Origin of the sequence: Acinetobacter sp. Leaf130 (assembly GCF_001423205.1) — a bacterium.
Taxonomy (GTDB): Bacteria; Pseudomonadota; Gammaproteobacteria; order Pseudomonadales; family Moraxellaceae; genus Acinetobacter; species Acinetobacter calcoaceticus.
This window is the reverse complement of sequence record NZ_LMOE01000001.1, coordinates 53163-66462: the sequence shown is the minus strand read 5'-3', so window position 1 is coordinate 66462 and position 13300 is coordinate 53163. Positions and strand designations below refer to the sequence as shown.

Below are 13300 nucleotides of genomic sequence, written 5' to 3'. Positions count from 1 at the left end.
ATTTAACAGAAATAACGGAGTTTTTTGCTTACAAATTAGCCATACCAAATTACTATGTGTTAAATTTCCAGATAACAATAGTATTGGCTATAATTATAAATTCAAAAGTAAGCACATCAGAAATAGTATATTTATATAAATCAAAAACACTTAAAAAATCTTATTAAGTTCATAAATAGAGTGTGTAATGCCGTAACACTGTCTTTAAAATAGTAACAATCAAAATTGTCTATTTTAGAGACAATAAAACAGTGATCACCTTCAAATCAATTTGACCTCTAAAACAGTTCTAACTATGATGAAGCTTCAAGTTGATATCAACTGATTTTGAATCTGAAAAAGTTATGCCAAAATATGGATAATGAAAAAAACAATCACGAGTAGATATATGTCACTTTATAATTATTCAGTTCTTTTAGGTGGATTATTATTTGCATCTATTGCCTTTGCAGGTCAGAAAACTAATGCTCAACGTGATTTCTATTTAAAATGTATGGCAGCAGGTCATAGCCGTGCAAGTTGTACATGTATTTATCACCGCTTAGAACGTCAATATTCACCCAAACTGATGCTTAAACTTGGAAGCTTAAGTTTACAAAGCCCCGAAGTACCACGTGATTTTGTGAAAACAATGAAACGTACTATGCAACAGTGTCAATCGTAATTTTCTAATTTTTGTACTCGCTTTTCTTTAAGTCTAGGCCCCCTTATTAACAATCATTTTTGTTTATGATTTAAAGCCAATAAATGATTCATTCTCTACTAAACCTTTAACAAAAGTTTGAAAAAGATTTAATAGAGATTAAGCATTAATAGTTAATGTTTTAAGGCTGCAATTTTTCTTCTAAACCACATCAATAAATCATCAATGTAGGTAAAGACCACAGGCACAACCAATAGACTTAATACAGTCGATGTTAACAAGCCACCAATCACCACAATAGCCGTTGGTTGTCTAAAACTTGGTTCAGCACCTAACCCTAAAGCATTAGGCATCATTCCCATCCCCATGGCTAAAGTTGTCATAATGATTGGACGAGCACGTTTAGAACAAGCATCCATGACTGCTTCAAAACGAGAACAATTCTTTTGCCGTCGGGCAATAATGGCGTAATCCACTAACAAAATTGAGTTTTTGGTCACAATCCCCATTAGCATTAAAATACCAATGACAACAGGCATAGAATAAGGCAAACCAAAAATGTAGAGTGAAACAAATGCACCACCTAACGCTAAAGGCAATGCTGAAAGAATCGTAACGGGTTGCATGAAGTCATGAAATAACAACACCAGAACAGCATAAACACAAACAATTCCGATAAAGAAAGCAAGACCAAAACCTTGCAGCATTTCACTCATACGTTGCGTTTCACCTTGCTCAACCAATTTTACCCCTTGCGGTAAAGTCTTAAGTGAAGACAATTTCATTGCCTCATTTTGCACTTCACCTGTTGCTAGACCATTGAGCTCTACGGATAAAGTAATATTACGCAAGCGATCAATACGGTTAATCTGTGAAGGACCACTGGCAATATCAATTTTTGCAACGCTACCTAATGCCACAGTTCCATTTGTTCCTTTGACTCGTAAATTCGCAATGCTATCAAGATCATGTCGTAGCTCTGGATTCATACGTACTCGCATGGCAACCTGACGCTGGGACAAATTCAGTTTAGGTAAACCTGATGAATATCCTCCATAGGTTGCATAGCGTATGGTATCTGCCAAGGCTTCTGAGGTTACGCCAAATGAAGCGGCTAAGGCTTTATCCGGATGGATCTGAATTTCAGGCTGCTCAATTGCAGCATCCGAACTGACGTTGCCAATTCCCTTTAATGTTCTTAACTGATTTTCTACATTGTGAGCAGTCTGTGTTAATAAATCAGGGTTATCACTGGCTAATGTTAATTCGAGTTTTTCACCACTATTGCCTCCACCTACAGTCACTCGTACACCTGAAAGTGCTTTTAACTTTTCCCGAATTTTCTGCTCTACAGCCACCTGCTTAAGCTCTCGCTCATCACGTGCGACCAAATCTACTGTTAAAGTTGCACTGGTGACATCATCACCGCCGACTGACATAAATACATCTTTGACTTCCGGCAACTTTCGAATAATCACATCGGCCTGTTGTGCAGCAGCATTGGTTTCATTCAAGGTTGAACCAGGCTGTAATTCCAATTTGACACTAGATTGCGATTTGTCTTGGGCAGGCAGAAAAGAAACAGAATTTTGTAAACCCACAACTACAGTCAATAGAAAGAAGCCTGTCGCCAGTAACATGGTTGTCTTACGGTGCCCTAAGGTCCAATGAACGAGTGATTTATAGGTGGACATCACTCGCCCATCTTTTTCTTCGTCTTGATTCTGTTCACGAGGAGGCTTTAAAAGATAAGCTGCCATCATTGGAGTAAGTAAACGAGCAACTAATAGCGAAGCTAAAATGGCGACGGATGCAGTAATACCAAATTGTTTAAAAAACAAACCTGATATCCCGCCCATAAATGCTGTAGGTAAGAAAATTGCCACTAAGGTCAAAGTTGTAGCAATAACCGCTAACCCAATTTCATCTGTGGCTTCCATTGCTGCGTCATAGGGAGTTTTACCTTGCCGCAAATGCCTTTCAACATTTTCAACCTCCACAATTGCATCATCTACTAAAATGCCGACCACAAGAGATAATGCCAATAAGGTAATCATGTTTAAGGAATAATCTAGTAAATACATGACCCCAAATGCAGGAATAATTGATAAAGGTAAAGCAACCGCAGAAATTAACGTTGTTCGCCAGTTTTTTAAAAATAGCCAAACCACCACAATTGCAAGAAATGCGCCTTCATAAAGCATGTCCATTGAACCCTGATAATTATCTTTAATCGGGTCAACCGTATTACTTGCTTCTTTAATCTTTACTTCAGGGTGTTCTTTTTGAAATTTGCTAATGGCGGCTCTTGCCCCATCAACCACACTCACATCAGAAAAACCTTTAGATCGTTTAATCTGGAAGCCAACCGTAGCTTTACCATTTTGATAAGCTCTCGAGGTCAGATCTGAATAACTGTCTTTAATCGTCGCAATTTCATCGAGCCTGACATAACTTCCATTGGACAATGGGATGCTAATTGCCCCCACATCTGCAACATGGTTAACCGTTGCCAAAGTTCTAACCGACTGGCGCTCTCCACCAATACGTCCCTGACCACCAGATGCATCTTGTTGCATTGCTTTGAGTTGAGTCGATACATCAGAAGGCATAACTCCCATTCCTGCCATCAGGCTAGGGTCAAGCTCAATCTGCACTTCACGGTCAAGTCCCCCAACACGGCTAATGGTATTTACACCTTTAACAGCCATGAGTGCTTTGGTCACATCATTATCAACAAACCAAGATAAATCTTTAGCATCGTAACTATCAGATTCAATGGTATAGGTGAGTAAGGCTGAATTTGAGATATTTACTTTGGAAATTGTGGGATCATTCATGCTGCTAGGCAATTCTGCGCGTACACTATCTACAGCATTACGAACTTCCGAAAGCGCCTCTTCACCATCTTTTTCCAGCTCAAAACTCACTGAAATCGTTGCCTGACCATCCGAAATCATGGTCGTGATGTGATCCAGTTTGGTTAAAGATGTTAATTTATCTTCAATTTTTCTGGCCACTTCAGTTTCCAGTTGTTCTGGCGCCGCACCCTCTAAGCTGGCTGAAATCTGAATAGTGGGTAAATCCATATCTGGCGTATCTTGTACCCCCAGATGATAGAAGCCGAATAGACCCAATACCGTTAAAAAGAAAAAGAGTAAAATAGCGGGAACTGGATTTTTAATTGACCAAGCAGAAACGTTCATTATGGCGCTCCTACTTGTGGTTGGGACCCATGTTCAACAGACTTTTCAGAAGACAAAATCTTAACTTTGACTCCTTCTGATAAAAATGCGCCCCCCTTCTCTACGATGTGTATATTGCTTGCCAGTGCTGATAGAATTTCAACATCCTGCCCCACACGTCGTCCTGTTTCTACGACTACACTTTTAACCCGTTGGTCCTGACCAACCAGATAAATATATGAGCGTCCATCTCGCATTACGAGTGCAGATTGAGGAATAGTATTTGCCTCACTTTTTCCTACACTAATTTTGCCATTGGCAAACATACCAACATGCGCATTTCCAGAATTTAGACTGACATAGAGACTAGAACGTCCAGTGCTGTTCGATAAAGCAGGACCTATGCTTCGGACCACACCACTTAATTGCTGACCATTGGATAAAGAAAGGTTCACTTTTTGACCAATTTGAATTGAATCAATTTGCTTGGCATCCACTTCAGGGCGCCACTCCAGACGTCCCTGACGAATCATACGGTACAGCTCAGTTCCCGAGCTGACGACATTCCCCAATACGGCGGACTTTGAAGAAACCACACCATTATCTATGGCATAAATCTGGGTTTGCGATCGTTTTAATTGAGTACTGTCTACGTCTGCTTGTGCAGAAGCGACACTCGCTTGAGCTGACTCTACATTAATACGATATTCTTCTAATTGTTGATCAGATAACGCGCCTCCCGCTCCAATAATTTTAGCTCGCTTCAAATTCGATACTGCTTGTTGCAGGCTGACCTGATTTTGACGAAGATTGGCTTGTTGCTTACGCAAATCGGCATTTAAACTGTCATCTGCCAGTTTAAGTAAAAGCTGACCTTTCTTTACATGATCCCCCACATCAACATAGAGCTGTGCAATTTTATATCCACTAATCTCGGGGCTAACGATTATTTCCTGCCAAGCTGCAATGGGGCCAGTCGCACTAATGGTGTTTTCCCAAATTTGAGTTTTTGGAGAAACCACCTGTACGGATAAAACACTTTGCTCACTCTGGACAGAATCATTATTTTTATTTTGTGTTGGTTTTTTAATGAATAGCAAAAATATTGCGACTGCAATCAACATAATCACAATGACGATTATCGTCCATTTTTTCAGTCGTATCGCTTTGTTCATGATGCTAATCCTTAAAAATTAATGTCTTTCAAACTTGTCTCGGGTTGAGTGACGACGGCATTTTTTTGCTAGCCGCCACCCATTGCCTTGTACAAAGCAATCCATTGCTGTACGCGGCTGGTTTGCAATTCAATTTGACTCATTTGTGCTGAAAGCGCAGAACGTCTTGCCGACTCCAAATCCAGTAAATTGGTATTGCCCGCTTTCCAACTTAATTGCAGCGCATTAAAGTAATTTTCATACTCTCGAACAGAGTTTTCTGATGCCTGCTCTTGGGCAGCAATCGAATTTAGCTGTACTAAGGCTTGCTCAACTTCACTCACCGCCGATCTCACCCCAGATTGATAAACTGCAATTGCAGACACATAGGTGGCTTTGGCACTTTCTACCGCAGCTTTTTTCTGACCTGCATCAAAAATGGGTAAAGATAGAGCTGGTCCAAATGACCATGAAGCTGCCGATGTTCCGCCCGTTAAAACTGTGCTGATTACACCTGTTAATGAAAGGCTCGGATAACGATCAGCTTGAGCAGAGCCAATCTCTGCATAAGTGGCATAAACCTCACGTTCTAATGCGGCAATATCAGGGCGATGTTGCAACATCTGTGCGGGAACATCTGAAACATTAAATAAAGCGGGCTTTGGTAAGCTTTTCGACTTTCCACTATTGAGTAACGGGCGTAATGCGGTTTCTTGCATGCCCGTGACCTGTACCAGAGTTTTTACCAATAAATCACATTGCTTCTGTTGGTTAAGAAGATTCATCTGGGTACTCGCAAGATTGGCACGCGATAAAGCGCCATCCATGGGTGCAGTAAACCCTGCTTTGACCATTTGAGAATTTGCTTGTTCAGTTTTTTGCATCGATTGCAGTTCATTCTGATAAACCGCAACCAATAATTCACAGGACCGATATTGCACGTAGTCATCTGCCACTTCTGCTGCAAGCGAAATGCGGGCATCATGCCAATCATCTTGTCGGGCTTCGATACGAGACTGAGCGGCTTCATTCTGTTTTCGAATCTTGCCAAATAAATCAATTTCCCATGAAGCATCTAAACTGCCCGTTCCCTGATTAGAGACTTGGCCATCTTTCGCTCTTTTGGCGGAGGCACTGCCAGTCAAAGAAGGAAATAAACTGGCCTTTGATGTGGTTAATGTTGCCCTTGCCTGTTCAATTTTGGCCCATGCTTTAAGCAAATTAGGACTATTGTCTTGTGCTGTTTCAATCAATTGCCCTAAAACCGGATCATTAAACTGCGACCACCACTGTGTCAGGTCATCAACTTTATGATTTGAGTTAGGGGTGTTTTGTGACCAGACACTTGTAGTCTGAAATTTGGGAGGCTGATAAGACGAATAGTGCATACAGCCAGCAAATATGAAAGGAATGGATGAATACAACAGCAATGAATAAATTTGGCGGTTCATGCGAAATGTAACTAAACTAGACGGTTTAGTTTAGTTTGACGAAATTTGATTGTCAAACTTACAATAGCCCCCTTGGCTTTATAGGAAAAAACTTAATGGCAAAAGTAAAGAGTGAAGCAACCCGTAACATCATCCTTGATGCCGCTAGTCAAGTTTTCCAATTAAATGGGTATGAAAGCTCCACCATGGATGCCATACGAGATGTAGCTCAGGTTTCTAAAGCAACGCTATATAGTCACTTTGCGTCAAAAGCAGAATTATTTATTGAAACACTTCTACGTGAAGCAGAAGCCAATTTTAATGATGAAATGCTAAAACTTGAGCAAAATCCCGATAATTTAAAAAATCATCTCACTATTTTGGCTTCTAACATGATTCGTTCAGCCTATTCTACAAATGGCTTAGCCATTAGAAGGTTACTGATCGCAGACGGTAGACAGAATAACTTAGGAAAAAAATTCTATGAACGGGGACCTCAAGGAGCCAAGGCTTTTATGGCCTCTATTTTGCAAAAAGCGATGGATGATGGCTATTTAAAACAAGCAGATGCAGAAATAGCAGAATGTCACTTTAGAGCTTTAGTAGAAGCTGAATTTGTTGATATTTTATATTTTGGTTTAGACATTCCGTTAACAGAAGAATGGATTAAGGCAGCAAGTGAACGGGCAATAGAAACTTTCTTCAAAATTTATAAATAACACATTACTTTAACAATGATTTAGTAGAACTTCTTACACTCCAAGAAGTTCGCTATAACACTTTTTCAATGACTTAAAAAATTGTAGATTTATCAATATACTTTAATTTTGCCAACCTAAATTATTACCCGCTTAAAGCAAATGAGCCAGATTTTTAATTTCTTCCATCACTGCCTTACAAGCAGGTGTTAAATAGCCATGTTTAGAAATAGACAACGAAATATAGCGCTTCAGCTCGGGACTCATAATTTTTGCCGCTTGAATTGAGGTGTATTGGCTGGCCTTTTTTAAAGCTTGCGGCCCAAGCATGGTGTAAATGCCAGATTCGGAAACCAAATGGGTTTGTAAACTAATCGAGTCGGCTTCAAACACAATATTCAGCTCTACCCCATTTTCATAAGCCATGTGGTCTAAAAAGTTTCGCCAGTTACTTGGCCTGCAAAACGTGACCAGCGGTAACTGATTTATTGCTTTAAATTCGACTTCATTTGCCTGAGTGAGCACATCTCCTTCACATCCGACCAAGTAGGTATCTGCTTCGGTAAGATAGACATCGCCATGTTTAGGCGTCGGATTAAATCGATAGAGTATCGCTAAATCGACACTGCCATCTTCAAGCCATTTTTCTAAATGTACCCCTTGCCCTTCACGCACCGACAGTTTAATTAAGGGATATTTTTGTTGAAGCACTTTATACAGGGTCGATAACAACGGATGTGCAGTAGACGGCAAACTGGCAATACGAACCGTCCCGATCGGTGTATCGGTCGAGTGCAAAATTTCATTATTGAGTTGGTCGGTCACGTTCAGCCATGAACGAATTTTAGGAAGTAAATGCTGGCCTAAATCGGTAAGCTCAACACCGCGCCCAGTTCGGTTAAACAAACGACCACCACATTGGGCTTCAAGCTCGTTCATTTGTCGACTGATTTGCGGCTGGTTGGTGTTATGCAGCATGGCGACTTTGCTTAAGCTACCGAGTTCCACCGCGTCTAAAAATATTTTCCATAAATCATAATTCATCGATTCTTCCTAAATCATAAACTAGCACTTTTGAGCTATACATTTTCAGTATAACTGAAATTCAAGAATTGGTAATTCCTACATAGCTCACCTATTTCTATACTCCAATCATGTTCTCTACAACACGATTTAAATCAGATTAAGAACCAGAGAATATTTAATTACACTGTATAGGAAGTACGATTATGAGTTTAGATTTACGTGGATTAACCCCAGCACCTGTGACTCCTTTTACCCGTGACGGACAAGTAGACCATGATGCGATTCAACGTTTAGGTTCATGGTTAGGCAGTATTGATGGTGTGAAAGGCTTGGTTGTTCTTGGGCATGCAGGTGAAGGAACATTCTTGTCGCAAAAAGAACAAATGCAGGTCATCGAAAGCTTTGTTAAATCGGTAGATGACAAAATTCCGGTAATCGCAGGGATTACACTCGAAGGTACTTCGGTTGCAGCAGAAGAAGCAAAACGTGCCGTAAGTGCTGGTGCTTCGGCAGGTTTAATTTACCCTTCACATGGCTGGTTGCGTTTTGGCTATCAAAAAGGTGCACCACAAGACCGCTATAAAGCGATTTATGAAGAAAGCGGTTTGCCATCTATTTTATTCCAATATCCAGATGCGACTAAGGCCACTTACGACCTAGACACCCTACTCGATATTTCTGCACAACCAGGCGTGTTTGCCATGAAAAATGGTGTGCGTAACATGCGCCGTTGGGATGTCGAAATTCCGATTATTCGCCGTGAACGTCCAGACTTACAGATTTTGACTTGTCACGATGAATATTTACTTCACACCATGTTTGATGTAGACGGCGCTTTGGTTGGCTATGGCAACATTGCCCCTGAACTATTAATTGAAATGATTAAGGCTGGTAAAGCCAAAGATTACGCCAAAGCTCGTGCACTTCACGACCAACTTTTACCAGTGACTCGCAATGTCTATCACCGCGGTTCACACATGGAAGGCACTGTAGCGCTTAAACATGCATTGGTTGCTCGCGGAATTTTGGACCATGCCACTGTGCGTTCGCCATTGCTTCCACTCGCAGATGGTGCTGAGCAAGAAATTCATGATGCGATGCGTCAAGCCGGAATTGGCAAGGTCGATTTAACCCAAGCCGTTGCTTAAATTCTATTCGGGCTAGCATGTACGCTAGCCTTTTTTTCCTGTACGCTGCCTGAGGCCAAACATCGGGCATGTCACTTAAAAATAATAATAAAAAGCATGCAAACTGTGGTGAACAGGTAGTGCGAAATAGAACAAAAAAACTACGAGGAATGTAGTCATAAGGAGATAGAAGATGACAAATCTAGCGGATGTAGAACCAATTAGTCATCATCAAAAAAATGCGGAAATTATTGCAAGACTCGAACGGCTACCCGTCACCGGACGTTTGCAATTTATGCGAATTACCATTGGTATAGCGACCTTTTTTGACGCTTATACTGTTCTTGCGATTGCCTTTGCTTTACCCCAACTCATTGCCGAATGGCACCTCACCCCTGCCTATGTCGGTGCGATCATTGCCGCAGGCTATGTCGGGCAACTGGTCGGTGCCATCTTTTTTGGTTCACTTGCCGAAAAAGTCGGTCGTTTAAAAGTACTGTCTTTTACCATTTTACTGTTTGTGGCAATGGACATTTCTTGTCTGTTTGCGTGGAGCGGAATGTCTCTGTTAATTTTCCGTTTCTTACAAGGCATAGGAACAGGTGGCGAAGTGCCTGTTGCGAGTGCCTATATTAACGAGTTTATTGGTGCAGAAAAGCGCGGTAAGTTTTTCTTGCTCTATGAAGTTTTATTCCCGATGGGCCTTATGTTTGCAGGCATGGCGGCATTTTTCCTGATGCCAATTTATGGCTGGAAAGTCATGTTTATTGTGGGCTTAGTTCCATCTTTACTGGTCATTCCTTTACGGTTTTTCTTGCCCGAATCACCACGTTGGCTTGCTTCAAAAGGCCGTTTTAAAGAAGCCGATAAAGTTGTCAAAAGTTTTGAAGACGGTGCGATTAAAAGTGGTAAAACTTTGCCTGAACCTGTGGTTAAAGACATTAACCCTCAAGCCATGGCAAAAACCGACTGGCGTGAGCTGTTCCAAGGCATTTACCGCAAACGTACCTTTACCCTGTGGGGCATGTGGTTCTGCGTCTATATGATTAACAATGCCATGGTGACTTGGCTGCCATCTCTCTACAAACAACACTTTGGTCTATCGCTTCAAACCAGTTTAGGTTATGGCTGGATTACCTCAGGTGTGGGTGTCATTGCCTCTATTATCTGTGCGTTAATGATTGATAAAGTCGGCCGCCGTCCTTGGTACAGTGCAGCGTTTTTCTTGGCGATTATTCCTCTCATGAGCCTATCGATTTTAGGTGCAAAATCGGCGATGGAAGTGGTGATTTTGGCAACGGTCAGCTATGCCATTTTGCAGACCATTTCATTCTCTTTATATCTTTACGCTGCCGAACTTTACCCAACTCGCCTACGTGCGATGGGTATTGGTTTTAGTACCGCTTGGTTACGGGCAGGCTCTGCGATTGGACCTGTTATGGTTGGTCTGGTGGTTGGTGGCTACGGCATTCAATATGTGTTTAGTGTGTTGGCTGTTGTGGCGCTCATTGGTGGCCTTGTGACCTTCTTATTTGCTATTGAAACCAAAGGCCAAGTGCTCGAAAAACTCTCTCCTTAATTCATCCATTTCATAAAAAGCTTGCCTAACCTCAGCGTTAGGCAAAGGGCTTATTCATGCTTAAAAAAGGAATTTAAAATGAATAAATATTTGCTATGGGGCTGTATTGGTTTAGGCAGTGTTAGCAACGCTTATGCAGAGCTTCCTCAAGAATTTGGCAAGTTAGAATTAAAACTCAACACCCGTTACTGGAACGATGAAGGCACTGCCCACCCCACACTTGCCAACCCTTCGCCTTCATCGAGTGAATATGAACAAAGTGCGTTAGGGCTTGAGTTAAATTATCAGTCACCGTACTTGTGGGACTGGCTTGGGGTAGATGGTTCACTCTATGCAGTCACCAAGTTATTTGACTCTGGCAAGCCGAGCGCTCAGCTTTTAGAGGTCGAAAATAATGGCAAGCTCGATCAAAACTTTGCGACTTTAGGTCAGCTCTACATCAAAGCAAAATTGGGCGACAAAAGCGAAATTAAATTAGGCCGTCAGTTGCAAGATTCGCTGTTACTTAAAAGCACCAATAACCGCGCAGTGCCCGATACTTTTTCGGGTGCGAGTGGTCAGTTTCAACTGAATGATCAGCTACAGACTTACATTGCTTACTATGACCGCTGGAAACCACGCAGCATGGACAGTTTTGAAAAACTGGTGACTGAAAATGACGAGCGCATTGATTATGTCGGTTTGCTTGGTGCCAAATATCAGTACAAAAACTGGAGCTTGAATGCGGAATATTTAAATAGCAAAGATTATTTAAAAAAGTACGGGGCGATTGCTCAATATAAATTGCCCTTTCATGGCTTGGTGTGGACATTTAACACAGGTGCTTTTTTCTCACGTGATGATGGCAAGCTGTTTAAATGCGGTGCAGAAACCGAGCTGGACTGTGTCAAAGGCCAAGACATTAACAACCGTGGGAATGGTTATTTTGTCGATGTAAATGTGGCCAAGAATAACCTAGAAGGCGGCATTGCCGTTTCAAAGTTTGATGGGTTTTGGATTGAAGATAACTTTGCCGTGCACTCTGCCCGTAACTCGGTTTTGACGCAAGACCACGGCACCAACCCATTTCCGACCTCTGCGACCATTGGCCCTGACTTTACCAATAACGATGAAACCGCCGTTTCCCTTCGGCTGAAATATAACTGGAAAGACTATGTGAAAGGTTTAAAAACCGAAGCGAAGTATATTTATGGCTTTGGCGCTCACCAAAGTAACATTAGCAGTGATATTGAAGGTAAAGAGCGTTACTTTGACTTTACGGTGAGTTATGCCTTGCCTTGGGTAAAAAACTTAGATGTGCGTTATTCATTTTTGCATTATGTGTCAAAGTTTGAAAATGCAAACCTAGGTGAAAAAATAAATGGAATGACACGTAAAGATTGGGACCAGCACCGTGTATTTATTAATTACCGTTATACATTTTAAGCACAGGCTAAACGTTTAGTTTAACTTTATTATCTTTATTAATTTACCACTTTAAATCGATAAACTTTTGAGTTTAATTAAAATATAAATTTATATTTTAATTTTTTATAATATTTTATTTAAATTGAATTGACCTGTTAAAAACTTATGATTATTATGGTCTCGCTGGCACACATTGCCAGTCGGTTTTGACAGACCGAGTATACAGCGTATCAGGTAAATACTCCCTGAGTATGAGACTTGTGCGCAACTTGCACCTCCCCCTTACCGTTGCGGTAGGACGGGAGGGGGACGCGCTTGCGCGTGCTGGTTTGTATACCCAGTCTGTCAACCCTCTTCCGTTCTACCACCATAATCAATTGACGGTGATCTTTGGTGGTAGAGCTCCATAAATTCTAGGAGTTGACCATGCCATTTTTTATATTAATCCCCTATCCTCTCTCGTAATTTTATTTATTTAAAATTTAGGATTTCTCTCACCTAAAATATTTTAAATTTATAAATAATTTTATTTTAAAATTTTAATCATTTTATTTTCCTGTATTTCAGGCGGGTTAACTATTCCCTTTTTAAATGATTTTAATACTTTAAATATATGCGGCTTATTTTTATTAATAACTTAGTGAAAATTATCACGAGAATAATATGAAACTTTATAAACCTATTTTGGCTTTAAGCCTTTTAATAGGCGATTACGGTGTTTCTGGTTGCGACATTCACACTCAGCAGGATTTTGAAGAAATTTGCCTGTCTGGTGGGCACACCCAAGCCAGTTGCGACTGTATTTACCAACGGCTTGAACAAGTGTATTCGCATAAGCTTATGCAACGTCTAGAACATGTCAGTTTGCAAAGTCCTGCTCTCCCACAGGACTTTGCCCCTACTTTTTTTAGCGTAATGCGGCGGTGCGATAAAGACGACATGGGCTAAGCGTTTGGCTTAGCTCCCTTATCTCTGTGTCGCAATGGTGGATGACTTTAAATCAGCGCAAAAATTAAAGTTCTGTTGTGGCATGGAGGCCTTGGGAAACAAG

10 protein-coding genes are annotated in these 13300 nt (G+C 41.0%); 6 read left to right on the top strand and 4 right to left on the bottom strand.

Annotated features, from left to right (window positions below; genetic code table 11):
* The first annotated feature begins 388 nt into the window (after positions 1–388).
* A complete protein-coding gene (locus ASF86_RS00300; protein WP_005042387.1) occupies positions 389–664 on the top strand; it encodes a hypothetical protein in 276 nt (91 codons plus the stop codon).
* A 152-nt stretch (positions 665–816) separates the two neighbouring features.
* Here the strand turns inward: ASF86_RS00300 and ASF86_RS00295 are convergent, their stop codons facing one another.
* The 3 genes from ASF86_RS00295 to ASF86_RS00285 all read right to left on the bottom strand — a co-directional run bounded on the left by ASF86_RS00295 (position 817) and on the right by ASF86_RS00285 (position 6433).
* Positions 817–3849 carry an efflux RND transporter permease subunit gene (locus ASF86_RS00295; RefSeq protein ID WP_056478407.1) on the bottom strand — a complete coding sequence of 1011 codons (3033 nt, stop codon included), beginning with the start codon at positions 3847–3849 and terminating at the stop codon, positions 817–819.
* Positions 3849–5003, bottom strand: coding sequence for an efflux RND transporter periplasmic adaptor subunit (locus ASF86_RS00290; RefSeq protein ID WP_056478405.1), 1155 nt, complete (start codon positions 5001–5003; stop codon positions 3849–3851). The genes ASF86_RS00295 and ASF86_RS00290 overlap by 1 nt, the downstream gene beginning before the upstream one ends.
* 68 nt (positions 5004–5071) lie before the next feature.
* On the bottom strand, positions 5072–6433 hold the full coding sequence (locus tag ASF86_RS00285) for an efflux transporter outer membrane subunit (protein WP_081407505.1): 1362 nt from the start codon (positions 6431–6433) through the stop codon (positions 5072–5074).
* A gap of 95 nt (positions 6434–6528) precedes the next feature.
* On the opposite strand from ASF86_RS00285, the gene ASF86_RS00280 reads away from it, so the two are divergent.
* Positions 6529–7131: a TetR/AcrR family transcriptional regulator gene (locus ASF86_RS00280; RefSeq protein ID WP_056478401.1), complete on the top strand. Its 603-nt coding sequence runs from the start codon at positions 6529–6531 to the stop codon at positions 7129–7131.
* Positions 7132–7263: 132 nt separating this feature from the next.
* Here the strand turns inward: ASF86_RS00280 and ASF86_RS00275 are convergent, their stop codons facing one another.
* Positions 7264–8154, bottom strand: coding sequence for a LysR family transcriptional regulator (locus tag ASF86_RS00275; protein ID WP_056478399.1), 891 nt, complete (start codon positions 8152–8154; stop codon positions 7264–7266).
* 185 nt (positions 8155–8339) lie between these two features.
* Here ASF86_RS00275 and ASF86_RS00270 point away from each other — a divergent pair, with 185 nt between their 5' ends.
* The 4 genes from ASF86_RS00270 (at position 8340) to ASF86_RS00255 (ending at position 13197) form a co-directional block, all read left to right on the top strand.
* The gene (locus tag ASF86_RS00270) at positions 8340–9284 is read left to right on the top strand and encodes a dihydrodipicolinate synthase family protein (RefSeq protein WP_005042407.1); all 945 of its coding nucleotides are present in this window, start codon (positions 8340–8342) and stop codon (positions 9282–9284) included.
* A gap of 172 nt (positions 9285–9456) precedes the next feature.
* A complete protein-coding gene (locus ASF86_RS00265) occupies positions 9457–10842 on the top strand; it encodes an MFS transporter (RefSeq protein WP_056478397.1) in 1386 nt (461 codons plus the stop codon).
* A gap of 78 nt (positions 10843–10920) precedes the next feature.
* A complete protein-coding gene (locus ASF86_RS00260) occupies positions 10921–12267 on the top strand; it encodes an OprD family outer membrane porin (protein ID WP_056478396.1) in 1347 nt (448 codons plus the stop codon).
* Positions 12268–12912: 645 nt separating this feature from the next.
* On the top strand, positions 12913–13197 hold the full coding sequence (locus ASF86_RS00255) for a hypothetical protein (protein ID WP_004641686.1): 285 nt from the start codon (positions 12913–12915) through the stop codon (positions 13195–13197).
* The last annotated feature ends 103 nt before the right edge of the window (positions 13198–13300 follow it).